Annotated in this window: 19 protein-coding genes; 7 read left to right on the top strand and 12 right to left on the bottom strand. The window is 66.5% G+C overall.

The window, feature by feature from the left end; genetic code table 11:
* The 9 genes from ACFTZB_RS23840 to ACFTZB_RS23800 form a co-directional block, all read right to left on the bottom strand.
* Positions 1-1,143, bottom strand: a 1,143-nt coding sequence (locus tag ACFTZB_RS23840) for an NADP-dependent malic enzyme (RefSeq protein WP_378434631.1), incomplete at its 3' end; no start/stop codon positions are given.
* Between the two features lie 67 nt (positions 1,144-1,210).
* Positions 1,211-1,738 (bottom strand): DUF5134 domain-containing protein, encoded by a 528-nt coding sequence (locus tag ACFTZB_RS23835; RefSeq protein WP_378434629.1) that lies wholly within the window; start codon positions 1,736-1,738, stop codon positions 1,211-1,213.
* A gap of 32 nt (positions 1,739-1,770) precedes the next feature.
* Positions 1,771-2,208 carry a carboxymuconolactone decarboxylase family protein gene (locus ACFTZB_RS23830; protein WP_378434626.1) on the bottom strand — a complete coding sequence of 146 codons (438 nt, stop codon included), beginning with the start codon at positions 2,206-2,208 and terminating at the stop codon, positions 1,771-1,773.
* A gap of 47 nt (positions 2,209-2,255) precedes the next feature.
* The gene (locus ACFTZB_RS23825) at positions 2,256-3,164 is read right to left on the bottom strand and encodes an alpha/beta hydrolase (protein ID WP_378434624.1); all 909 of its coding nucleotides are present in this window, start codon (positions 3,162-3,164) and stop codon (positions 2,256-2,258) included.
* 47 nt (positions 3,165-3,211) lie between these two features.
* Positions 3,212-3,622 (bottom strand): cupin domain-containing protein, encoded by a 411-nt coding sequence (locus tag ACFTZB_RS23820; protein WP_378434622.1) that lies wholly within the window; start codon positions 3,620-3,622, stop codon positions 3,212-3,214.
* A gap of 12 nt (positions 3,623-3,634) precedes the next feature.
* Positions 3,635-4,456, bottom strand: a complete 822-nt coding sequence (locus ACFTZB_RS23815) for a MoaF C-terminal domain-containing protein (RefSeq protein ID WP_378434620.1) — start codon at positions 4,454-4,456, stop codon at positions 3,635-3,637.
* A gap of 63 nt (positions 4,457-4,519) precedes the next feature.
* Positions 4,520-5,782 (bottom strand): cytochrome P450, encoded by a 1,263-nt coding sequence (locus tag ACFTZB_RS23810; RefSeq protein ID WP_378434618.1) that lies wholly within the window; start codon positions 5,780-5,782, stop codon positions 4,520-4,522.
* A gap of 24 nt (positions 5,783-5,806) precedes the next feature.
* Positions 5,807-6,823: a PDR/VanB family oxidoreductase gene (locus ACFTZB_RS23805; RefSeq protein ID WP_378434617.1), complete on the bottom strand. Its 1,017-nt coding sequence runs from the start codon at positions 6,821-6,823 to the stop codon at positions 5,807-5,809.
* 294 nt (positions 6,824-7,117) lie between these two features.
* The gene (locus ACFTZB_RS23800; protein WP_378434615.1) at positions 7,118-9,439 is read right to left on the bottom strand and encodes an ATP-binding protein; all 2,322 of its coding nucleotides are present in this window, start codon (positions 9,437-9,439) and stop codon (positions 7,118-7,120) included.
* A 278-nt stretch (positions 9,440-9,717) separates the two neighbouring features.
* On the opposite strand from ACFTZB_RS23800, the gene ACFTZB_RS23795 reads away from it, so the two are divergent.
* The 7 genes from ACFTZB_RS23795 (at position 9,718) to ACFTZB_RS23765 (ending at position 17,635) form a co-directional block, all read left to right on the top strand.
* The gene (locus ACFTZB_RS23795; RefSeq protein WP_378434637.1) at positions 9,718-10,629 is read left to right on the top strand and encodes an AraC family transcriptional regulator; all 912 of its coding nucleotides are present in this window, start codon (positions 9,718-9,720) and stop codon (positions 10,627-10,629) included.
* A 91-nt stretch (positions 10,630-10,720) separates the two neighbouring features.
* Positions 10,721-12,145, top strand: coding sequence for a PLP-dependent aminotransferase family protein (locus ACFTZB_RS23790; RefSeq protein WP_378434635.1), 1,425 nt, complete (start codon positions 10,721-10,723; stop codon positions 12,143-12,145).
* A 215-nt stretch (positions 12,146-12,360) separates the two neighbouring features.
* The gene (locus ACFTZB_RS23785; RefSeq protein ID WP_378434633.1) at positions 12,361-13,314 is read left to right on the top strand and encodes an NADP-dependent oxidoreductase; all 954 of its coding nucleotides are present in this window, start codon (positions 12,361-12,363) and stop codon (positions 13,312-13,314) included.
* Between the two features lie 37 nt (positions 13,315-13,351).
* Positions 13,352-14,572, top strand: coding sequence for an MFS transporter (locus tag ACFTZB_RS23780; RefSeq protein ID WP_378434613.1), 1,221 nt, complete (start codon positions 13,352-13,354; stop codon positions 14,570-14,572).
* Positions 14,573-14,701: 129 nt separating this feature from the next.
* A complete protein-coding gene (locus tag ACFTZB_RS23775) occupies positions 14,702-15,556 on the top strand; it encodes a tryptophan 2,3-dioxygenase (RefSeq protein WP_378434610.1) in 855 nt (284 codons plus the stop codon).
* Positions 15,553-16,788 carry a kynureninase gene (locus tag ACFTZB_RS23770; RefSeq protein WP_378434608.1) on the top strand — a complete coding sequence of 412 codons (1,236 nt, stop codon included), beginning with the start codon at positions 15,553-15,555 and terminating at the stop codon, positions 16,786-16,788. The genes ACFTZB_RS23775 and ACFTZB_RS23770 overlap by 4 nt, the downstream gene beginning before the upstream one ends.
* Positions 16,772-17,635, top strand: coding sequence for a PaaX family transcriptional regulator C-terminal domain-containing protein (locus ACFTZB_RS23765; protein ID WP_378434606.1), 864 nt, complete (start codon positions 16,772-16,774; stop codon positions 17,633-17,635). Before ACFTZB_RS23770 ends, ACFTZB_RS23765 begins: the two co-directional genes overlap by 17 nt.
* 4 nt (positions 17,636-17,639) lie before the next feature.
* Here ACFTZB_RS23765 and ACFTZB_RS23760 read toward each other — a convergent pair whose 3' ends face one another.
* The 3 genes from ACFTZB_RS23760 to ACFTZB_RS23750 form a co-directional block, all read right to left on the bottom strand.
* Positions 17,640-18,089 carry a flavodoxin domain-containing protein gene (locus tag ACFTZB_RS23760; RefSeq protein WP_378434604.1) on the bottom strand — a complete coding sequence of 150 codons (450 nt, stop codon included), beginning with the start codon at positions 18,087-18,089 and terminating at the stop codon, positions 17,640-17,642.
* Between the two features lie 34 nt (positions 18,090-18,123).
* Positions 18,124-19,893 carry a sulfite reductase subunit alpha gene (locus ACFTZB_RS23755; RefSeq protein ID WP_378434602.1) on the bottom strand — a complete coding sequence of 590 codons (1,770 nt, stop codon included), beginning with the start codon at positions 19,891-19,893 and terminating at the stop codon, positions 18,124-18,126.
* Positions 19,890-23,225 (bottom strand): glutamate synthase-related protein (locus ACFTZB_RS23750; protein WP_378434600.1); only part of this gene is annotated, 3,336 nt, incomplete at its 5' end. The genes ACFTZB_RS23755 and ACFTZB_RS23750, both read right to left, overlap by 4 nt.

The following is a 23,225-nucleotide window of genomic DNA, read 5'->3' as shown; positions in this document are numbered from 1 at the left end:
AGCCGGGGCGACGCGAGGATCGAGCGGGCTGGGAACGATCCTGTCCACAGCCAACTCATCACCGACGACCGAGAGGATCGCCTCGGCGGCGGCGAGCTTCATGCCCTCGGTGATCCGCCGGGCACCGGCATCGAGGGCGCCGCGGAACACACCGGGGAAGGCCAGCACATTGTTGATCTGATTCGGGAAATCGCTGCGTCCGGTGGCGACGATCGCCGCATGCCGGCGGGCGACGTCGGGGTGGATCTCCGGATCCGGGTTCGACAGCGCGAACACGATCGAGTCATCGGCCATCGTCGCGATCAGCTCCTCAGGCACCGTGCCCGCGGACACGCCGAGGAACACGTCCGCACCGTCGAGGGCTTCGACGACCCCGCCGCGGCAACCTGCCGGGTTGGTGCGCGCGGCCAGATCGATCTTGATCTCGTTGAGATCCTGCCGGTCGGCCGAGACGATGCCCTTCGAGTCGAGCACCGTCACGTCCGCGATGCCGGCGGCGAGCAGGATGTTCGCGCACGCCACACCGGCGGCGCCGGCACCGGAAATCACCACCCGCAGGTCGTGGATGTCCCGGTCCTGGACCTTCACCGCACCCTTCAACGCCGCGAGGACGACGATCGCGGTGCCGTGCTGGTCGTCGTGCATGACCGGGCAGTCCAGCGCCTCGATGACACGCTGTTCGATCTCGAAGCACCGCGGTGCCGAGATGTCCTCCAAATTCACCGCGCCGAAGCTCGGGCGCAGCCGTATCAGGGTCTCGACGATCTCGTCCGGGTCCTGGGTGTTCAGGACAAGCGGGATCGAGTTCAACCCGGCGAAGTTCTTGAACAGGGCGGACTTGCCCTCCATCACCGGAAGCGAGGCGCGCGGACCGATGTCCCCCAGACCGAGCACCGCGGAGCCGTCGGAGACGACGACCACGAGCCGGTTGGTCCAGGTGTAGCGGTCGGCGAGGGTCTCGTCGGCGTGAATGGCGCGGGAGACCTGCGCGACGCCGGGCGTGTAAGCGATGGACAGGGCGCGCTGGTTGTCCAGCGGGGTCGTCAATTCCACGGACAGCTTTCCCCCGATGTGGCCGGCGAAGATTTCCTCGTCGGACAGTTCGATCTTCTGCGGTGTGGTGGGTTCGGACACGAGGGACACGGAAACTCTTTTCTCTGTACGACTTTGCGAAGTGGGCGAGGACTCTGCTCGGGACCCCTCTGTGGTGTCAGACGACCATCGGAGCCATGCCCACGATCATCAGTGCGGAACCCGCAGCCGCGGTCTTGACGCCGGAACGGCGGTCGCGGCGCGGGGTGGAGCGGAAGAGGTGCAGGGTCAGCAGTGCCCAGCACACGAGCACGACGAGGGGAAGCCAGCCCGTCGAGATTCCTGCGCCACCGTGATGGTGGCCGGAGGGCCCCGGCGCCGCCGCCGGGGCCGCCGGGGCGGGAGCGGACATCGGGGCCAGGAGCAGCAGCACCCCCATCGCCGTGAGATCGACCGCGCAGGGAACCGCGGTCCGGCGGTGCATGGTCTCGCCGGTGACGAACACGGCGAGCGCGATGAGGACGGCACCCCCCAGCAGGTGAATCCCGGCCGGCACAGCGGGGATCATCATCGCGACCATGGACACCGCCATCGCGCCGTGCCCGATCCGGACCCGGCAGTCCGATCCGTGCGCCCGCCACATCGGGACGAGAGCCCCGACCGCTCCGACGAACATCGCCGCGTGCGCGACTGGGATATCGAACATCGTTACACTCAGCGACCGGCAGAATGCACGCTCTACGGCGCCACTGGGTAGTGGCTGGTGATGGCAACCCGGTTCCAGGCGTTCATCACGATCGCGAGCCAGCTGATCGCCGACACCTGGTCCTCTGTGAGGGAGCCGTCGTCCCAGGTGCGCCGTTCCGGAACGGCGAGACCGGTGACCTGTTCGGCGAGAGCGAACGCGGCACGCTCCTGGTCGCTGAAGTACTGCGCCTCCCACCACGCCGCGACGACCGCGAGCCGATCTGCCTTCTCTCCCTTGGCCAGAGAGTCGCGGGTGTGCATGCGGAGGCAGAAGGCACAGCCGTTCAGCTGGGAGACACGGATCTTCACCAACTCCACCAGAAGCGGATCCACGCCCGCCAGGTCCAGAGCGGACTTCACCTCCGCGTCCAGCTTCACCAGGCTTTTGTAGACGGTCGGGTGCTGCTTGCCGATATTTACGCTGCTCATGATGTTCCTCTTGGGTAGGTTGTCGAACGGTTGTAGGACAGAACGTTTCAGTCGATCGCCCGGTTGACGTGAGCGACGATCACCTCGTACATCCGCCGTGTTATCTCGGTCTCGTCGGTCATGATGTCGTAACCGTGGTCGACACCACGCACCTCGACGTATTCGGCGAGCGCGCCGACCGCCTCGAGCTTGTCCGCGTATCGCTTGGCTTCATTGCGCAGTCGGTCGAACTCCGCGGTGATGACCAATGCCGGTGCGATACCTGCGATGCCGTTGGCGTTGTCTCCCCATGCCGGCGAGACGAACCGGTGGCTACGCTGCGCGCGATCGGGCGTGTAGGCGGTGTCGAACACCTCACACAACCAGGGCTGCAGGACGGCTTTCGAGCCCAGCGGTGACGGCTTGTGGGAGGGAGGCGTCACGATGTCGAGCGGCGGGTAGTGCAGAATCTGCAACGAGATGGCGGGGCCGTCGTTTTCCAGCGACATCCGCGATACGGCTGCTGACAGATTGCCTCCTGCGCTCTGGCCGCCGACGCACAACCGCGTGCCGTCCCAGTCACGCTCCGGTGCTGATGCCCACTGGACTACGTCGTAGAACTGTTCGGCGGGCGTGGGAAACCGCTTGTGCGGCGCCAACGCGTAATCCGTGTTGAGCACATAGACATTGGCATGGGCGGCCAGGAAGCGGCACCATGCGTCGTCCTGTTCTCGGTGTCCCACCACGAAGCCGCCGCCGTGAGCATTCACATAAACCCCGGGGTTGCCTGTCGGCGACTGCGGGGGATAGATGGTCGCAGTGACCGGACCGTGGCGCGTCTCTATGCTGACGTCAGTTGTGCGAATGGTGATTTCAGGGAACCGGGGCTCGCCGGCGGGGTGGATCGCAGAGTTGATCTTGGCGGCGAACCGGCGGGCAATGATGTCGGCCACCGCCCGTCGCGACAGTATTGACATGAATCCTCATTTCGTTTCGAGTGCGCGACGTGGGGTCGCAGCCGCGCTCAGCCCTGGTGCTGACGTGCGCTGGGGTGGCGCAGATGATCGCGGGCGATGATCTCTTCCGGTTCGAGCATGGTGATCATGTCCACGTCGGGAGCGCAGATGCACACGGCGACAAACCGGCTCCAGGCCTCTGGATCGGGATTGGAGACCTGGTAGTGCACGACGTCACCGCCAGGTTCCCAGAATGCCTCGCCCGCAGCAATCAGCCTGGGTTCTTCGCCTTCCAACTCGAAGAAGATGCTGCCCTCCAATACGTAACCGAACACCGGTCCGGAGTGGCGATGCGGCGCGAGTCCGGGGTCGGCCGGTGGGAGTTCGACGAGTTGTGTCATCGCGTGCGAACCCTCGGGAATGGCGGGCGGGGTGGCGCAGAGCAGGTCGGTGACCTTGACGTTTCCTTTAGCCAACATGGGCGTGTCCTTTCAGGAGTGGGTGTTTCGTACGGTGTGACTGAGTAGCTCGCCTACTGCGCCGAAGGTGAAGTGCGTCGGCAATTCACCTGTCGCGTCCAGCCCGAAGAGGGCTCCGTACGATCGCAGAGACGTGATGTCGCGGTGATCGGCAATGGTGACCGACGCGCAGGGGGTCACCTTTTCCCGCGAGGCAAAGACGTAGATTCCAGGGCGTAGTTGATAGGTCGTGCACTCTTCGGTGTCCGCAAGACCGGCCGCGGGCCCGGCCAGGCAGTGCCACGTATACGAGTGCGGTCCGAGGTAGACGTGCTCGTAGCTGTGCTCGTCGCTGTAGGTCCACAGCACTCGCCGACCCAGGAGTGCGGTCGTGGGTGCCGGCTCCGGTCCGCGCGTCTCCAGTCCCTCGATGCGGCCCTGCAGGAAGTTGTGCTGCACCCGGGTCCGGCCTTCGGCCGGATCTCCGATCGTGCTCACGATGGCCAGGCTGCGTCCGTGGTCGAAGTCGAGGACGAGGCTGACTGCTGTATTCGGCACGTCGTCACGGTGATGGAATTGTGTGTACACCAACCCTTCTGCGACGTCGAAGGCCTCGTAGTCGTCCCTTCCGGAGATGACTGGGTGCGGGTCGCCGGGCCCGGGCTCGTAGCTCCATTCGACGGTGGCCGTGCCGAAACGATGCGACACCCGGCTGCCATGGGAGTTGGTGAACACGATGTCGCGGCCGGCCACACTGCTCGACCTGACGGCTTTGTTGCCGTCGAATCCTGGCGCGAGTCCGTCCAGTGGCGGCCAGGTCCTGGTATCGGAGAAGTCGATGGAGTTGGTGGTCATGCGTGCTTTCTCCGTTCGTAGCGTTCGGGAGTGCTCGAGAGCGCTCGGCGCGCGAGGCGCCGCTCAGGTGAGGGTCGGGTTCTTCTCGACGTCCCAACTGACGTGCAGCGACTCCGGGCCCCGAAACGAGGTGTTCGGAACGTAGTGGAACTCCTGGTGGTCGAGAGTCATGTGGGGCAGGCGTCGTGTCAGCTCCTCCAGATAGATGACCATCTCCAGCCGGGCGAGATGGTTACCCAGGCACATGTGCGTGCCAGCGCCGAATGCGATGTGTGCCTTGGCGTCTCGGTCGATGTCGAATCGTTCGGGATCGTCGAAGACGGAGCCGTCCTGGTTCGCCGACGCGATCACCATGAGGATCTTTCCTCCCGCGGGAATCGTCACGTCGCCGACCTGCACGTCTTGCTTCGCGACTCGGCGCCAGGCGGCCACCGAGGGGTTGAGTCGCAAGCACTCCTCGACCGCCGCGGGGATCAGAGATGGGTCCGCACACAGGCGATCCCACTGGTCGCGGTTCCTCAGCAGAGTGACGACCGCGTTCGCGGTGGCATTGGTCGTGGTCTCGTGGGCCGCCATCGCGCCGCCCATGACGTTCGTCTGCAGCCACGTGTCGGAGATGACGTCCGGGTGCTCGCGCTGCATCGTGATCGCGTGGCCCAACCACCCCGGTGGATCGTCGAGTTCCTTGAGCTTCCCTATGACGCGCTCACCCATCTCCCAGAACTGGCCCAATCCGTCGGCGGCACGGATCTGCTCCTCGGGAGTAGGCCGTCCCCACACGAATTCGGTCATGGACGTGGCCAGTTTGCGTACGGTGTCGACGTCCTCCTCGGGAATCCCCAAGAACTGCAGAGCGACCAAACAGGGTATGTCCCAGAGCATATCGGCGACGAGATCGGCATGACCCCGATCGACGAATCGATCGATGTAGGCGTTCGTCGTGTCCCGAATGTAGGGAGTAAGAGGGTCGATCCGGTCTGGCATGAATGCCGGAGCGTTCAGCCGGCGGTACTGCCGATGCATGGGCGGGTCGGAATCCGCGAGGACGGGGCAGGGTGCGAAGTTGTACTTGCCGAGCTGCGCGCCCGCCTCCTCGGAGGGAGGGGTGACCGGCGTCAGGGTGATGGCCGCAGAGAACTGATTGAATTGGCTGAAGACCGATTTCACGTCTTCGTGCCGCGTGACGACCCAGTAGTCCGAGTCGTCGTTGTAGAACACCGGCTGGCTCTCGCGAGCCCACGCCAGCGAGGCTCCCGGATTCTCCTGATATTCGCGGTCGAAGAACGAGAATGTGGCGGCGGTATGAGCGACCGGGCATCCAGTCATTGTTTTCCTCTCTTCGGTGGGCTGTCAGAGGTCGAGTGTTATCTTTGGACACGCGGCCCTACTGATACAGATCATCAAGGTGCTGTTTTCTTCCTGCTCTGCAGGGCTGAGAACTGAATCACGATGGTCGGCCAGGCCCGACACGATATTTGTTTCGCAGGTCCCGCACGTTCCCTCGGAGCAGGAGAATGGTGCGGGTATGCCGGCGGACCGTGCGACGTCGAGAATTGATTGATCCGATCCGACCGAGACGGTGATTCCGCTCCGCACGAATTCGACTTCGAATTCATCGAGGACGGGCGCGTCCGTCGGAGTCTTCGGAGTGAACCGCTCCAGGTGAATATTGCCGATATTGTCGAGTTCGGCGCCCATCGCCTCCACAGCACACAGCAGACTCTCCGGTCCGCACACGTATACCGCGGTATCGGGAGTGACACCCGCAAGGATGCGAGCGAGATCGATGCGCCCGTGGATGTCTGCCGGAACCAAGGTCACGCGGTCGCGGTGAGCCTGTTTCAGGTCGTCTGCGAACGCCATGTTGCGTCGACTACGGCCTCCATAGATCAAGGACCATTCGGCTCCCGCGCGATCGACCGACGTGATCATCGGGAGGAACGGGGTGATTCCGATTCCTCCGGCAATGAACAGATACCGGGGTGCGTCGACGAGGTGAAAGTTGTTGCGAGGCCCACGGACGGTGATACTTTCGCCTTCGCGCAATTCGTGATGAAGGCGTGTGGATCCGCCTCGGCCGTCCGGTTGATACAGGACGCTCACCTGCCACGAACGACGGTCGCTGGGTTCCCCGCACAGGGAGTACTGCCGCACCATGTCCGGTCCGAGTACGACGTCGATGTGTGAACCCGGCGTCCAGTCGGGGAGGTCTCGACCGTCGGCGCGGACCAGGGTCAATTGGGTGACGGTGTCGGTGATCGGCGTCTTGGCCTTGATCTCCATCGCGAGGTCCTCGCGTGCCTGATTCTCGGTGTCCGCTCGCCGAGGCTGCTGGCTGGAGTGTCGGGCCTCGAACTGCGATGCCATGGGGACTCCTTCGAATTTCGGCCGGATGCCCCGGCGTGGACTGTGTTGCACCGAGCCACGTCGGCGACGCGTTGGACTCGCGCGTGGTCGATTGACCCGCTGTGATCGGCCGCGCTGTGGGGCTACTTGCATGGGATGGGTCACAGCGTGTGGCCCGTCGTAATCTGCCGCACCGTGCGATTACGCACATGGGGCAGATCACGGTAGGGGGTACGGAAGTTGCGGAAGTGCGTACCGGGTGCGTTCAGTGGCGAACGCGGCGAAACGGTTCTGACCTGCGAGTTCGTTGTCCGCTCAGCGGGACTGTCCGACGTACCACGAGGCGATCTGGCTGCGTGAGACGAACCCGAGGCGCGTCATGATGTTCTCGATGTGGCTCTCCACGGTGCGCACGGAGATCACCAGAGCCGTCGCGATCTGTGGGCTGGTCAGCCCCTTCGCTATCAAGGCTGCGATCTCTTGCTGCCGACTGGTGAGCGCGGGTGGTTCATCCCCGGGAATCGAACCGGCGACCTGTTCCGCCAATGCATAGGCGATGATTCCCGTCGGGGACCGCTTCGAGCCGGCCTGTAGAGCTGCCGACAGCGCCCGGGGTGCCATGGCCTGCTCGAGCAGACCGCGGCAGGCGGAGTGATAGCCCGTGAGTTTCGGCCCGAATGCCACCAATTCCGTTCCGGTGCGTCGCCACAGGATTCGAGAGGCCCCGATGAGTTGTGCCGCGTGCTCGAACTGACCGGTTGATCCCGCTATCCAGGCCAGAAGCTCGGTCATCAGGGCGGTGCCCAGGGACGGATCGAAGACGCGGTGATCACGAAGCGCGTCGAGCGCGGTCGCGTGTGCCGCGGTGAAGTCGCCTTGCAGCCAGTGGTCGAGGCCTTGGCTCCACTTCAGGTACGAGCGCGCCCATCGTTCACCGCGCTGCCGGCACACGGCCAGCGCCGACGTGCTGACGGCCGATGCCTCCGCGCTGCGACCGTCGAGCGAAAGTACGACGGCGTACTCGAACGACGCCATCAGCCATTCGGCGGTCTCGCCGACGTCGGCCAACTCTCGCAGCGCGACCTCGAGATAGCTCTCGGCCTCGGCAAGGTCGCCGCGAAGCTGTGCGGCGAGTCCCCGCAGGCCGAGGCAGTGGGCCGCCGCATCAGCAAGGTGAAGTTGCGTCGCCGCTGCTTCGCATTCGTCGAGGCGCAGTGCGGCCGCCTCGTGGTCGCCTTGGAGAAGGCACACCCTGGCAGCGACCCAGAGCGCTTTTGCCCGGGCCGGCGTGGGTGTCCGGTCACCCGCGGGTGCGTCGAGCGCTTCGTCCGCCCACCTGCGACCCTCGGCAATGTATCCATCGGCGTACCAGCGGTATCGCAGTCCGCCGATCAACTCGAGTTGATAGTTGTCGCCCGGGGCGGCGGTGTCCAGCGCGGCTCGGAGATTTTCCCGCTCGACGCGCATCCACTTGGCCGAGGCGGCTTGGCCGGGCCCGCACCAGGAACGTTCCAGGCCTGTGACCACGTCGAGAAAGTACTGACGGTGGCGGCTGCGGAATCTCTCGGAGTCTCCTGTCAGCGCGAGTATCTCTGCGCCGTACGCCCGGATGGTTTCCAGCATCCGGAAGCGCATCGTCGATTCTTGGTCCTCGACTGCGAGGACGGACTGATTAACCAGGGAATTCAGGAGATCGAGCGTGGTTGTTTTCGGGTGGCCGCCTTCGGCGTATCCGTCGCCGCACACGCCTTCGGCCGACGTCAGGTCGAAACTGCCTGCGAAAACGGAGAGGCGCGCCCACAGATGACGTTCCGGTTCCGTGCAGAGTGCAAAACTCCAATCGACGAGCGATCGGAGGGTCTGTTGGCGCGGTGCGGCCGATCGACTTCCCATTGTGAGCAACCCGAATCGGTCCGGCAGTCGTTCCAGGATCTGGTCGAGCGAAAGAATGCGCATTCGGGCGACCGCGAGCTCGATTGCGAGCGGAATTCCCTCCAGCTGAATACACAAACGCGCCGCTGCGGCAGCATTGTGCTCGTCGAGGACGAAGCCGGGGGAGGCGGCCTCTGCACGTTCCTGGAGTAGTCGGATCGACTCGAATTGCGGCAGGGATTCAACGGTGACCGGCGCAGCGTCCTCGGGAACGGTGAGTGGAGGCACTGGATAAATGAATTCTTCGGTCACCATCAGTGACGTGCGGGTAGTGACAAGAACTCGCGTCGACGGCGCATATCGCAGAATTTCGCTGACCAGTGCGACCGACCCGGGGAGTACGTGTTCGCAATTGTCGAGGATGAGCAGTATCTCGCGATCGCGAAGATATTCGATCAGCTTCGCTGTGGCGTCACGATTCGACTGATCGGCAATTCCCAGTGTGTGAATGACTGCAGCCGGAACGTCGCCTCCGTCCGAGACGGACGCCAATTCGACGAAATACACCCCGTCTTCGACAAGGTGGTTCATCTCGTCGGCGACTTGCAACGCCAATCGGGTCTTGCCGACTCCGCCCGGCCCGATCAAGCTCACCAGCCGTCCGCTCGCCAGGCGGTCGCGGATCTCCTTGCGCTGCTGACGCCGACCGACGAAGCTGGTCGCGGTAGACGGAACGTTGCCGCTGCGAGTTCTCGCCTTCGACACGACACCTCCACATTGCGGCAGACGCAGTCAGAGTATCGCAACCCCGGGCGGAGTGACGTCGGAATGCCGAAACTTTGTTCGAAGACGGCGTCGCCCGTGCCCCGCCGGGCGGGGGTCCGCGTCGCACCGTCCTGTCCGCGCTCCCTTCTGGTTCTGCACTGCGTGTGATAGAAGAGAGGCACGGACACGTCGCGTGGCGATCCGTTAACCAGAGGTCGATTACATTGCGCGAGAGCTTTTCCGGCACCCAGTCAGGCGGCGAGCACCCCGGGGGTGGCATACGGCACCCCGATTGGGATGCGGCATCCCATGCCGTATCCGACGCCTATTTTCCGCATGAGCTCATGCCCCTGGTCGCTTCCGGCCCTGCCACGTCGCCCGGGGTGTCGGCCCTGCACCTCGGCCCGCTGCACATTGTCCGAATCAATTGGGGCGCCGATGTTGCCGTTCACAGTGAGCATCCCGGCGCCGTCGGCATCAACATCCCGCTTCACGGCGAACTCGAGACCCGGATCAGGGGGCGGCTCGTCGTGTCCACACCGGGCTTCGCCACGGTCAACCCCGCTGACACGCCGGCCGATATCACGCGGTGGCCCGGTGCCTGCACGATTCTCGGCGTCAAGATCGATCGGGACTTCGTCCAACGCGAGTTGTGGCGCGTGACAGGCCGCGCCGATGCCGTGATCCCCGATCAGATCGATTTGAGCAGGCCCGCTGCTGCCAGCTGGTTTCGACTGCTGAGCAGCATTGTCGATCAACCCGTCGATGACGCGCTGCTGGCCAATCCGCATGTGGCACAGGGACTGGCGGCATCGCTCACCGATGGTTTCCTGCTCGCTGCCGTCCCGGACGAGACCGGCGATCGCCACGCTGTCCGACCACGGATCGTCACTCGCGTGATCGATGCCATCAACGCCGAGCCCGACCGGCTGTGGACCGCAGCGGACATGGCCGACGTAGCCGGTGTCAGCGTACGGCGTCTGCAGGAGGGCTTTCGCATCTACCTCGGCAAGACTCCCCGTGAATGCCTGACCGAGATCCGCCTTGCCGGCGTCCGATCCGAACTCGCCTCGGGCTCGGCCCGTTCGGTGACCGACGTTGCGCTGAAATGGGGGTTCACTCATTTCGGCCGGTTCGCCGCCGCGTTTCGGCAGCGCTACGGTGTGCCACCCTCGTCGTTGTTGCATTGACTCGTCATCCGCGGCGAGATGCCCGCACCGGCGTAAGCTCCTGGTCAGGTCTTCCCGTCAACTGGAGGATGTGCTGAGCGCCGACGAAGGGGTGTCCGCCGACACCACGGACACCGATTCACCACCGGCCCCGAGGGCCGGGTTGGATCTGCACCTCGAGCGGCCCGCCGGCCGGGTCCGCGACAGCGTGATGGACGCTCTGCGTGACGCCATCCGTTCGGGCCGGCTGCCCCCGGGCACTCGGCTGCCGTCGAGTCGCGCGTTCGCCGCGGACCTGGGCATCGCGCGGAACACGGTAGCGCGGGCGTACTCGGAACTCGTAGAGGAAGGTTGGCTGACGTCACAACACGGCTCCGGCACGACGGTGTCCCGCCGTGCCGCGGGGGCCGTGCGGGCCGAGGGGTTTCGCGTGCGGAGGCTGCCGGCGCGCCGCCCGGATCACGATCTGCGACCGGGCCAGCCCGACCTGTCGTCGTTCCCGCGCGGGCAGTGGAGCCGTGCAGTCAAGCAGGCGCTCCACACGGTCTCGTCCGAGGCATTCGGTTACGCGGACCCGTACGGCCGTCCCGAACTGCGCCTGGCGCTTACCGAGTACCTCGCGCGGGCCCGCGGCGTCGTCTGCAGGCCCGACAACATCATCGTCTGCTGCGGTGCCGCCGAGGGGCTGACGCTGTTGGCCCGCGCGCTGGCCGGTGCCGGAGTTGCCTCCCTGGCGGTCGAGTCCTACGGGTTGCCGACGCACCGCGAAGCACTGCGCACGGCAGGGTTGCGCTGTCCACCGCTGGCCGTCGACGCGGGCGGCGCCGACATCGCCGCGCTCGACGACATGCAGGAGGTGGGCGGCGTGCTGCTCACCCCGTCACACCAGTTCCCAACCGGCGTACCGCTGCGCTCCGACCGGCGCGCGGCCGTCGTCGACTGGGCACGCAGAACCGGCGGTGTGATCATCGAGGACGACTACGACGGGGAATTCCGCTATGACCGGAGCCCCGTCGGCGCGCTTCAGGGTGTCGACCCCGAACGGGTGGTGTATATGGGCACCACGAGCAAGTCCCTTGCCCCGGGCCTTCGGCTCGGCTGGCTGGTCCTTCCGGACCGGCTCGTCGAGACGGTGGCCCGCCAGAAGGGCGAGACCGAGACCACCTGCGGCTTCGTCGACCAGCTGGCGATGGCCGAGTTCATCCGAACAGGAGATTACGACAAGCACATTCGCGCGATGCGCGCGCAGTACCGCCGCCGGCGGGAGCAACTGGTCGACGCGGTCGGCCGGTCGTCGCCTGCCAATCGCGTGACCGGTCTGCCTGCGGGCCTGCACGTGCTGCTGCACCTGGCCGACGGCAACGAGAGCGCCGCCGCGCAAGAACGGGCGTGGCGGAATCTCGCTGTCGAAGGCCTCGCGCTCTACCGCCATCCCGAAATCGGCGTCGACCGTGACGGTCTGGTCGTCGGCTTCGCCGCGTCCGCACAGAGCGCATGGCCTGCCGCCCTGGCGGCATTGGTCCGGCAACTCCCGTGAGTGGCCCCCGACTTCGGTGTGCAAGTGGCCCATGCGGCGGCTCGCCACCGTACTAGCCTCAGAGCATGCTGAATGCCGGAGACGTCACGGTCGCCGACCTCCTCTGTGCCACCCCACCCGCGACCATCTGCGCCACCCCAGCGCATTTCAGCACCAGGGCTGAGCACGGCCGCGACGACACGTCGCGCAATCGAACGAAACGAAGTGAGGATTTCATGCAAGCGGTCATCGCGTCCGACCACAAATCCGGTGTCAGTGGACTGTCGGTGGCGGAAGTTCCGTACCCCCATGCGGCAGAGAACGACGTCATCGTCCGCGTACACGCCGCGAGCTTCACACCCGGCGAGCTCGACTGGCCCGGCACCTGGTCCGACCGTGCGGGGCGCGACCGGGCACCATCCATTCCCGGACACGAAGTCTCCGGAGTCGTCGCTGAATTAGGTTATGGCACGACCGGTCTGACAATCGGTCAGCGCGTGTTCGGGGTCGCCGACTGGACCCGCAACGGTACACTCGCAGAGTACGTCGCGGTCGAGGCCCGAAACCTGGCGCCGCTGTCTGGCGGAGTCGATCACACCGTGGCCGCCGCTCTGCCGATCTCCGGGCTCACCGCGTGGCAAGCGCTGTTCGATCACGGGCGACTCGCCACGGGTCAGACCGTACTGATCCATGGTGCGGCCGGCGCGGTCGGTTCGATGGCAGTGCAACTGGCGCTCGAGGCGGGCGCCCGGGTCATCGGCACCGGTCGTGCTCGGCACGGTGACACGGTTCTCGGTCTCGGCGCCCACGCTTTCGTGGATCTGGATCGGCACAGGCTCGAAGATCTCGACGAGGTCGACGTGGTACTCGATGTCATAGGCGGCGAAACACTCGACCGTTCAGCGAAACTGGTGCGTCCCGGTGGTGTCCTCGTCACCATCGCGGAACCTCCTCGGGTGATGCCCGAGCAGGGCCGGGCGACATTCTTCGTCGTCGAATCCGATCGTGAGTGCCTGGTCCGCCTCGAGCGCCGGGTCCGTGACGGTCGTCTGCGGCCACCGGCAACACGCGTGCTGCCTCTCTCCGAAGCTGTCGCTGCCTTCGATTCCCAGCACGGTGCGGGCAAGCCGGTCATCCAGATAGCAGCACATGATCCGGGGCGCATCGGAGCATGGGCAGAAGGACATTGACGGCTATCCGCCTTCCCCTTTCACGAAGGAACATTCGATGCCCCAGTTGCTCGACGGTCGACGCGTCGCATCCGACAACACCGACCCCAACTCCACGGGACGAGTAGCCGTCATCGTCCTGTTTTCGGCCGTTGTCGCCATGCTCCTTCTCATGGCACCTGCCGCGGCAAGCCAACTGCAACTGCAGCTCGCATTGAGTCCGTCGCAGACGGGTGATCTGTTCGCTGCCGAGCTCGGTGCGATGAGTATCGCGTCGATTCCCGCGCTGTGGTGGATGAAGAAGTACAACCTCCGCACGACGTCCACGATCTTCGGGACGATCTTCATCATCGGCAATATCGGCTCGGCCTACATCGGCGACTATGAGACTCTTGTTGCGGTTCGATTCCTGACCTCCCTTGCGGGCGGATCGCTGATGGTCCTGTGCATGTCACTCGCAGCCCAGACCAGGGACCGCAACCGTGTCTACGGCCTGTGGCTCATGGGACAACTCTGCTTCGGTGCGATCGGACTGGCCGTACTCCCGAAGTTCTTCGACACCTTCGGGATCGGCATCGCATACTGGGTTCTCGCCATTCTCATGATGGTCGTCCTCCCTCTCGTCCGCTTTCTGCCGCAACACCACACCTTCGCGGGCCGCGCCGGCGACGAAGACTCGGTGGCCGCACCGAACTACGCTCTCCGTGCGACCCTGGGTCTGATTGCGCTGCTTGCTTTCTACGTCAGCCTCAGCGGCATCTGGACCTTCCTCGGTGGCATCGCGGGCGCGTCGATGATCGGCAACGAAACCTCGAGCGTGATCCTGTCGATCGCCACCGTGCTCGGCATCGCAGGATCGGTCGGGGCCACCGTTCTGGGTGCACGCCCGAGCACCCGAATCAATCTCCTCGTGGGCTACCTCGCGATGACCCTGTCGGTCGTTCTGCTGGCGGGAGTACCCGGGGTTCTCCGATTCACCTTGGCCGCGTTGCTCTTCAAGTTCACCTGGACTTTCATCCTTCCCTACCTCATGGCCACCCTCTCCGGGTTGGATCGGTCCGGGCAGCTGGTGAACCTGGCGAACCTCGCGATCGGCGGCGGATTCGCACTCGGCCCGCTGATGGGTGGACGCCTCGTCGAAAGCGCTGGGGGGTACGGCACGCTCATCGCGGTCAGCGTCGCAGGACTGGTCCTGTCCCTGGTACTGATCCTCGTCGCTCAACCCCAGCGCGCCGCCGTCCCGAACTCCGCGGTCGCGGTATCCCAGACGGCCGAGTAGCCCGCACTCGGGTCGAGGCTCCTCTCGCTCAGTGCCGCGAGGCGTGTATTCGACGATCGTAGCGACCGCCACGATTGTGTAATATGGAGGGTGGAGCCCGGTACTCGAACACGAGCAGTGAGGACGGCCATGGGCGTGCAGGCCAACACCAGAGCCATCGAGAAAGAGATCGTCACCGATTTCAGCGAGCGGATGAGTTACGGCTCGTACCTGGACCTCGACACCCTGCTGAGCGCGCAGAAACCGGTGAGCAGGCCCGAGCATCACGACGAACTGCTGTTCATCATCCAGCACCAGACCACCGAACTCTGGCTGAAGCTCGTCCTACACGAAACCCTCGCGGCCCGGGACGCTTTCGATGCGGACGACATCGGCAGGGCGCTCAAGTGCGTGGCGCGCGTCAAGCACATCCAGAAGACGCTGACCGAGCAGTGGTCGGTGCTGGCCACGCTGACGCCGACCGAGTACTCCGAGTTCCGGCAGTTCCTCGGCAATTCGTCCGGGTTCCAGTCCTATCAGTATCGCGCCGTCGAGTTCGTGCTCGGCAACAAGAACGCCGGAATGCTGACGGTGTTCGAGGCCGATCCCGCCGCCCACGAACTACTCGCACGGCTCCTCCGTGAGCCGAGTCTGTACGACGCGTTCTGGCAGTGCCTGTCGCGGCTCGGGTACGACGTGCCGGCGTCCGCACTGAACCGCGACGTGACCGCCGCCTACAGCCTGAACGACGACCTGATGCCGCTGATCAAGTTCGTGTACGAGAATTCCGAGGAGCACTGGGCCGTCTACGAGGCGTTCGAGGAGTTTGTCGACCTCGAGGAGAACTTTCAGCTGTGGCGCTTCCGTCACATGCGCACGGTGCTGCGGACCATCGGGATGAAGTCCGGAACGGGAGGATCCAGCGGTGTCGGGTTCCTGCAGAAGGCCCTCGAACTGACGTTCTTCCCGGAGCTGCTGGCCGTGCGCACCGAGATCGGACGATGATGACCGCGTCGACGGAGGTGCTGGCAGCCCGGGCCGCGGAACTCGACGCCGCGGACCCGCTGCGCGCGTACCGCAACCTGTTCATCGGCGCCGACGACCCCTCGGTGCCCGCCTACCTCGACGGGAACTCGCTGGGCAGGCCCACCAAGGCGAGCGCCGAGCGGATCACCGCGTTCGTCACCCGGTCGTGGGGCGGCCGGCTGATCCGCGGGTGGGACGAGGAGTGGTACGAACTGCCGATCACGATCGGTGACACCCTCGCGCGGGTGTCGCTGGGCGCGGCCGCCGGGCAGACCACCATCGGCGACTCGACGACGGTCCTGCTGTACAAACTCGCGCGCGGTGCGCTCGCGTTGCGGCCGGGTCGCACCGAGATCGTCGTGGACCGCGACAACTTTCCGACGGACCGGTACGTGCTCGAGTCCATTGCCGGGGAACTCGGGCTCACGCTCCGGTGGATCGAATCGGACACCCGGGGTGGCGTCACCGTCGACGACCTGCAGTCGGTGGTGTCCGAACACACCGCGCTCGTCGTTCTCAGCCACGTCGCGTACCGCTCCGGTTACCTGGTGGACGCGGCCGGGGCCGCCCGGGTGGTGCACGAGGCGGGCGCGCTCCTGCTGCTCGACCTGTGCCACTCCGTCGGCTCGGTTCCCCTCGAACTCGACGCGTGGGGGGTCGACCTCGCGGTCGGGTGCACGTACAAGTACTTGAACGGCGGACCCGGCTCACCGGCGTTCGCGTACGTCCGGGCCGACCACCAGCAGGACTTCGTGCAGCCGATCTGGGGCTGGATGGGGCGCGACGACCCGTTCGCGATGGCGCAGGGTTACGAGCCGGCGCCCGGCATCCGGCGCGTGATCAGCGGAACGCCGTCGGTACTCGGCATGATCGCACTGCAGGACACCCTGGACCTCCTGGGTGAGGTCGGGATGGACGCCGTGCGGGCCAAGTCGATCGCCCTGACCGAGTACGCACTCGACCTCGTGCGCGAGGTGCTGATTCCGCTGGGCGTGGAGATCGGATCGCCGGCGGATTCCGCCGAGCGGGGTGGTCACGTCATCATCGACCACCCACGGTTCGAGGCCGTCGTTCAGCGACTGTGGACGAAGGGCGTCATCCCCGATTTCCGTGCCCCGCAGGGGTTGCGTCTCGGCCTGAGCCCGCTGAGCACGAGCTTCGGCGAGGTGTGCGCCGGAATATTCGCGATCCGTGATGAACTCGCCGACTGAACCGGCGAGCGCGATCCTCGACGACTTCGATTCGCGACCGGGCAGTGCCACGTCGCTGATCCGCACCGTGCTCGGCGCGTACGTGCGCGACGTCGGCGGGTGGGTGGCGATCGCCGATTTCGTAGAAGTGATGCAGGCGGTCGGTATCCCACCCGAATCGACGCGGATCGCGGTCGCCCGCCTGAAAAAGAAGGGGGTGCTCCGACCGCGCGCCCGCGACGGCCGCAGCGGGTACGAGGTGACCGAGCAGGCCGAGGCGATGTTCACCCGCGGCGATCCGCGGATCTTCGGTTTCCGTCAGATGTCGGACACCGATCCGTGGCGGCTGATCTCGTTCACCATCCCCGAATCGCAACGGGCGGCGCGGCACCAGTTGCGTCGACGGCTCGGCTGGATCGGGTGCGGGACCGTGTCACCGGGACTGTGGATCGCCCCCGAATACCTCGCCCGCGAGGTCGGGGACATCGTCGACGCGCTGGGCCTGTCCCAGTACGTGACCACGTTCGTGTCGACGTCGGTGTTCGTCCCCGATTCGATGGGGGACGCGGCCGCCCGGTGGTGGGATCTGGGCGGCATCGCCTCGCGGCACCGCGACTTCCTGGACCACCACCGCGTCGCTCTGTCCGCCGCGGGGGAGGTGTCGCCGCGCGAGGCGTTCGTGCGTTTCGTGCCGCTGCTCGACGAATGGCGCATCATCCCGTACATCGACCCGGGCCTGCCGGAAGGGATGCTGCCTGCGGATTGGCCCGGCGCCGACAGCGTTCACCTGTTCGCGGAGGCTCGGGACCGCTACCTCGCCGGGAGCCGCGACTGGGTGCGCAGTGTGCAGTCGCGGCTCCCGGTGTGAGGCGCTATCCCAGGAATTCCTCGCCGATGTTCTTGGCCCATTCCTCGGCCTGATCCTTCGGGCGGATGGAGCTGGAGCCGTCGTGCCGACCGTGTTCGCCGACCTGGACCGCGCCGAGGGAGATCAGCTTCTCGGCGATGATCTCGCCACCGCGGTTGTACGTCTCCTCGTACACCTTGTCGCCGAGGCCGAACAGCGCGAACTGCATGCCGGTGAGGTCGGGTTCGTCCTCCTCGAGGCCCTCGAAGAAGGGTTCCGCGCCGGTGGGCAGCTCGCCCTCACCGTACGTGGAGCACACGATGACGTGGAAGTTCTCGGGGTCGAGATCGCCCGCATCGAATTCCATCATGTCGTACAGGGACGTGTCGCCGTAGTCGCCGAGCACGTCGGCGATGTTGTCGGCCACCAGTTCGGAGGTCCCGCCCTCGCTGCCGTACAGAATCACCACTGCCATTGTTCTTGCTCCTCGTGAGTTGCTGCCGACGTGGTCAGTACACGTCGCGCAGGTAGCGCTTTTCCTTCTTGAGCGTGGTCACGTAGTCGGCGGCCTGCTCGGTGGAAAGACTGCCATGAGCGGCGATGACGTCGTGCAGTGCCCGGTCGACGTCCTTCGCCATGCGGGTGGCGTCGCCGCACACGTAGAAGTGGCCGCCGTCCTCGAGCCAGGCGAACAACTCGGCGCCGTTCTCGATCATCCGGTTCTGCACGTAGATCTTCTCCGCCTGGTCGCGGGAGAAGGCGAGGTCGAGGCGGGTGAGCAGACCGCTGTCGCTCATCGCGGCGATCTCCTCCTCGTAGATGTAGTCCGACGCGCGGTGCTGGTCGCCGAAGAACAGCCAGTTGCGTCCCGACGCGCCCCGCGCCTGCCGCTCCTGCAGGAACGCGCGGAACGGCGCGATGCCGGTGCCGGGGCCGACCATGATCATCGGCGCGTCGTCGTTCGCGGGCACGCGGAACGACTTGTTCTTCGACACGAAGATCCCGCCGTTGCCGCCGTCGGCGATCCGATCGGCGAGGAAGGTGGAGCACACGCCGCCGCGGTCGCGTCCGGCCGAGCTGTGGCGGACGCTGGCGACGGTCAGGTGCACGCTGCCCGGGTTGGCCAACGGGCTGGAGGAGATGGAGTACGCGCGGTGCTGCAACGGCTTCAGCAGCCCGACGAACTCGTCCGCCGTCAGCGTCACCGACGGTTCGAGGAGCAGCAGGTCGAGCACGTCCTTGCCCCACAACCACGCGTCGAGGGCTTCCTTGTCGCCGTGCCGCAGCACGTGACTCAGCTCCTCGTCGCCCGCCCGCTTCTCGATCTCGTCGATGAATTCGTGGCTCGGCGTGGAGATCTCGTACCCGTGCAGCAGCAGGTCGCGCAGCGGCCGCTCCTTGCCGGTGACGGCGGCGTCCGCGGGGATGCCCAGCCGGGCGACGAGGGCGTCGACGAGGGCGGGATCGTTGATCGGCATCACACCGAGCGCGTCACCGGCCTCGTATTCGAGACCGCTGTCGGCGAGCGCGAACTCGTAGTGGCGGATCTCCTTCGCGGACTCCTCGCTCGACAGCCGCCGGTTCACGGACAGCGTGGAACTGTAGGGGTTCTTGCGGTTCCACTGCGACCGTGTGCGGGCCGGCTTCGTCACCGGCTCGGCGACGTCGGCGACGGCGGACTCGCCGCGAATGCCCTCGACGGCCGCGAACAGCGGCAGCGTGTCGGCGACCCACGCGGCGGCAGCGTCCTCGTAGTCGACGTCGCAGTCGACGCGCGGCGTCACGCGGTGGGCCCCGAGCTGCTCGAGCCGGGTGTCGATCATCTTGCCCGCCTGGCAGTACCCGTCGTACCCGGTGTCGCCGAGTGCGAGCACCGCGAAGTCGGTGGTCTCGAGCCGCGGTGCGGTCTCCGCGGCCAGCGCCTGCCAGAACAGTTCGGCGTTGTCGGGCATCTCGCCCTCACCGTAGGTGGAGGTGACGACGAGGACGCGCTGCATCGCGGCGAGTGCGTCCGTGTCGACGTCGTCGAGGGCGCTCACGACGGGTGCGAAGCCGTGCGAACGTGCCGCGGCCGCAGCATCTTCCGCGACACCCTCGGCGTTCCCGGTCTGGCTGCCGTACAGCACGTGCATGGCGGGCAGCTGCCCACCGGCCGCCGCGGCGGGCGCGTCGGAGCCGCCGGCGACCAGACGCGAACTCATTCCGGCGAGGAAGCCGGTGAGCCAGACGCGCTGGTCCTCGCTGAACGGGGCGTCCTGGGGGATGTAGGGCAATTTCATGAGGGCACCACGTCTCTCGTGGGGATCAGATCGGGGAGGGCGTGCTGCGCGAACAGCTCCTCGAAACCGGGCAGCCGGCCGATCTTGTCGACGTTCTTCGCATCCTGGTGCAGGATCCAGCCGTACGTGCCGGGGGCGTCGATGGACCGGACGTTGCGGCGGCGCAGCGCGTCCTTGTAGTCGGCGAGTCGCTTGGCCGCCACCATCACGGCCAGATCTTCGTCGCTGTAGTCCTTCAACGCTTCCCGTGCGTACCGCTGCAACCGCTGCATGAGGAAGAAGTCCTCGGTGAGCAACAGGTTGCGGACGGCCTTGTCGACGGCCGGGTCGGACGGATCCGTGACACCGGGCAGCTTGGACAGCGCCATCTCCTGCGCCGCGTTCAGCACGGTGTAGTTGTTCAGCAGTGCGAACATCGCCTCGGTGTCGGCCTCGCCGTAGCCGGGCACGGCGCCGTCCAGCACGGCGTGACCGTCCCGGTAGTCCAGCTTGAACTTGCGCACCTGGTGCCCGACCAGTGCGGCGGCGAGTTCGTCGGCCAGGTCCTTGCGGGGCTTGGCCTTCAGGATCTCGTCGCTGTCCTGGTACTGCAGCAGCGCGCGCGGCATGCCGTACACGAAGTGGTGCTGCTCGGTCTCCCAGTTCGCCAGCAGCCACGCCGCCTTGGCGGAGCCGGTGGCCTCGAGGTGCCACCCGAGCAGCACGTGCACGGCCTGACGGTGCAGTGCGGCGTGCTCGTCGTCGCCGGTGATCGAGCCGAGCAGGATCGAGTCGGCGCTGGCCTTGCCGGGCAACTCGTTCTCGGGGTCGTACTGGTAGACGAAGCCACCGCTCATGCCGTTGCCGACGCCCTTGCCGAAGCCGCCGAGGTTGAGGACGGCGCCGTTGGTCATGTACTCGCAGGCGAAGTCGCCGACACCCTCGACCACCGCGGTGGCACCCGAATTGCGCACGGCGAAGCGGTCGCCCGCCTGGCCCTCGACGAACGTGCGGCCACCGGTGGCGCCGAACAGCGCGAAGTTGCCGATCAGCACGTTGCCGCCGTGGCGATCCGAGCCGCCACCGGGGGAGCGGACGACGATGCTGCCGCCGTTGGCGCCCTTGCCGACGCCGTCGTTGGCGGTGCCGGTGTGGACCAGGGCCATGCCGTCGTTGCAGAACGCGCCGTACGACAGGCCCGCGGACCCGGACGTCGCGATCCGGACGCTGCCGTCGCGCAGGTAGCCGCGGCCGCGTTCGTCGCGGAGCACGGAGGGCAGTGCGACCTCGGTGAGCTCGTGATTGAGCATCCGCTCGATGTCGACCGCCAGCTGGGCGCCGACGCTCTTGTTGCGGTTGCTCAGGTGCACGCCGTCGCCGAGTTCGACCGTGGCCTCGCCCTGCTCGATCAGCGCGGCACGCAGCTGCACGAGCCAGCCGTCGTCGAGCGTGTAGTCCTTCTCCAGGTACACCGGATCGCCGATGGTGACCTCGTCGACCACGGCGAGCATCGCGCGCAGGTCGAGCTGGCCGACGCTGGACGGGTGGTCCAGCAGCTGCAGCAGATCCGAGCGTCCCCGGGCCTCGCGCAGCGAGGACATGCCCAGCTCCGCCAGCACCTCACGGGTCTCGTGCGCGATGTTGAGCAGGTACTGCGCCATCGCCCGCGGGTCACCGTCGAACAGCTCGGGATTGGTGGTCAGGCCGGCGGGGCACTTGATGTTGCAGTTCTTGGCCATGACGCACTTGAGCATCATCAGGGCGGTGGTGCCGAACTCGAAGCTGTCGGCGCCGAGCAGCGCCGACTTCACGACGTCGCTCGCCGTCTGGTGCGCGCCGGAACAGCGGAGCAGCACCTTCTGCCGCAAACCGTTGGCGCACAACGCCTGATGGACCTCGGCGACGCCGATCTCCGCCGAACGTCCCGCGTACTTGAGGCTCGTCACCGCGGCGGCGCCGGTGCCACCGGTGTTGCCGGCCACGTTGATGATGTCGGCCCCGGCCTTCGCGACGCCCACCGCGATGGTGCCGATGCCCTCGGAGGACACGAGTTTCACGATGACGCGGACCCGCGCCGCCTTGCAGTCGTGGATCAGCTGCGCGAGGTCCTCGATCGAGTACGTGTCGTGATGCGGTGGGGGAGAGACGAGTTCGACGCCGGGGGTGCCGCCGCGCGCGGCGGCGATCTCGACCGTGACCTTGGGTGCGGGCAGCTGCCCGCCCTCGCCGGGCTTGGCGCCCTGCGCGATCTTGATCTCGAGTTCCTCGAGCATCGGGTCGGCGAGGTAGCCGGCCCACACACCGAAGCGGCCGGACGCGAACTGCTTGATCCGCGAGCCGCGGATGGTGCCGTAGCGGGAGATGTGCTCGCCGCCCTCGCCGCTGTTCGACATGCCGCCGACCATGTTGGTGCCGTGCGCGACGGCCTCGTGCGCGTTGGAGTTCAGCGCGCCGTGGCTCATGGCGCCGGACGTGAGGAACGGGGTGATGTCGCTGGCCTTCTGCACCCGGTCGATCGGCAGGCTCGCCGGAGCGGTGCGCAGCAGCGACAGACATCGCAGCGCCTCACCGGACGTGCGCACCACGAGGGCGTCGCCGTCGACGCGGTGCTCGCGCAGGTCGTCGCCGAACCGCATCACCAGCGACTCGCCGAGCGCCGCGAGCACGGAGGCCTCGCCCGCGTGCGGTCCGGTGAGCCGGAGCCGGAACCCGTCGTCGCCGACGGCCTCGGAGGCGAGTCCGCGCACCGCGAAGCTGTTGTTGCCCTTGCGGGAGAAGCGGCCCATCTGCTTGCGGAACTCCGCCGCCGTGGTGAGGAACGTGACGTCGGCGGGCAGATCCAGCACGTCGCGGAGCGCGGCGGGACGACGGGTCCGCTCGTCGGCCATCGTCCGCGCGAACGCACGGTAGCCGGGGGTGATCTCGAAGCGGTCGATCGCCTCGGGTGTCAGCGTCTGGAAACCGGCGTTGCGGTACGCGTCGTCGTCGAGACCGAACGCGTCCTCGAGCCGGTTCAGCGGCAGCAGTCGCAGCGACTCCGTGTGGTCCTGCGTGCCCGCCGTGTCGAACGCGATGGGTTCCTCGGTGAGGTCGACGAAGCCGCGCACGGCCGCCGTGCCGTACGAGTGGCCTGCGCCCTCCGCGCGCTCCTTGAACAGGCCGAGCAGCGGGACGTCCTTCTCCCCGGTGACCGACAGCGCGCGCTGGTGCCAGTCGGCGACGGCTTGCGCGATGACGGCGAACCCGACACCGCCGACCGGCGTCTTCACGTTCGCGAAGTAGCGGCGCAGCACCCGATCGTCGGTGTCGAGGTAGTTGGGTTCGAAGAACTCGCCGCCGATGTAGCTCTCGGC

The organism is Rhodococcus sp. NPDC057014, from assembly GCF_042673295.1.
In the GTDB taxonomy this organism is placed as follows: Bacteria; Actinomycetota; Actinomycetes; order Mycobacteriales; family Mycobacteriaceae; genus Rhodococcus_F.
This window is presented reverse-complemented; position numbering and strand designations above follow the sequence as displayed.

Excerpts from the sequence above, each read along its gene's own strand:
- ACFTZB_RS23810 (WP_378434618.1), bottom strand. The coding sequence starts at position 5,782 with ATGACTGGATGCCCGGTCGCTCATACCGCCGCCACATTCTCGTTCTTC.
- ACFTZB_RS23830 (WP_378434626.1), bottom strand. The coding sequence starts at position 2,208 with ATGAGCAGCGTAAATATCGGCAAGCAGCACCCGACCGTCTACAAAAGC.
- ACFTZB_RS23815 (WP_378434620.1), bottom strand. The coding sequence starts at position 4,456 with ATGACCACCAACTCCATCGACTTCTCCGATACCAGGACCTGGCCGCCA.
- ACFTZB_RS23755 (WP_378434602.1), bottom strand. The coding sequence starts at position 19,893 with ATGAAATTGCCCTACATCCCCCAGGACGCCCCGTTCAGCGAGGACCAG.
- ACFTZB_RS23835 (WP_378434629.1), bottom strand. The coding sequence starts at position 1,738 with ATGTTCGATATCCCAGTCGCGCACGCGGCGATGTTCGTCGGAGCGGTC.
- ACFTZB_RS23825 (WP_378434624.1), bottom strand. The coding sequence starts at position 3,164 with ATGTCAATACTGTCGCGACGGGCGGTGGCCGACATCATTGCCCGCCGG.
- ACFTZB_RS23760 (WP_378434604.1), bottom strand. The coding sequence starts at position 18,089 with ATGGCAGTGGTGATTCTGTACGGCAGCGAGGGCGGGACCTCCGAACTG.
- ACFTZB_RS23820 (WP_378434622.1), bottom strand. The coding sequence starts at position 3,622 with ATGTTGGCTAAAGGAAACGTCAAGGTCACCGACCTGCTCTGCGCCACC.
- ACFTZB_RS23805 (WP_378434617.1), bottom strand. The coding sequence starts at position 6,823 with ATGGCATCGCAGTTCGAGGCCCGACACTCCAGCCAGCAGCCTCGGCGA.
- ACFTZB_RS23780 (WP_378434613.1), top strand. The coding sequence starts at position 13,352 with ATGCCCCAGTTGCTCGACGGTCGACGCGTCGCATCCGACAACACCGAC.
- ACFTZB_RS23785 (WP_378434633.1), top strand. The coding sequence starts at position 12,361 with ATGCAAGCGGTCATCGCGTCCGACCACAAATCCGGTGTCAGTGGACTG.
- ACFTZB_RS23775 (WP_378434610.1), top strand. The coding sequence starts at position 14,702 with ATGGGCGTGCAGGCCAACACCAGAGCCATCGAGAAAGAGATCGTCACC.
- ACFTZB_RS23770 (WP_378434608.1), top strand. The coding sequence starts at position 15,553 with ATGATGACCGCGTCGACGGAGGTGCTGGCAGCCCGGGCCGCGGAACTC.
- ACFTZB_RS23765 (WP_378434606.1), top strand. The coding sequence starts at position 16,772 with ATGAACTCGCCGACTGAACCGGCGAGCGCGATCCTCGACGACTTCGAT.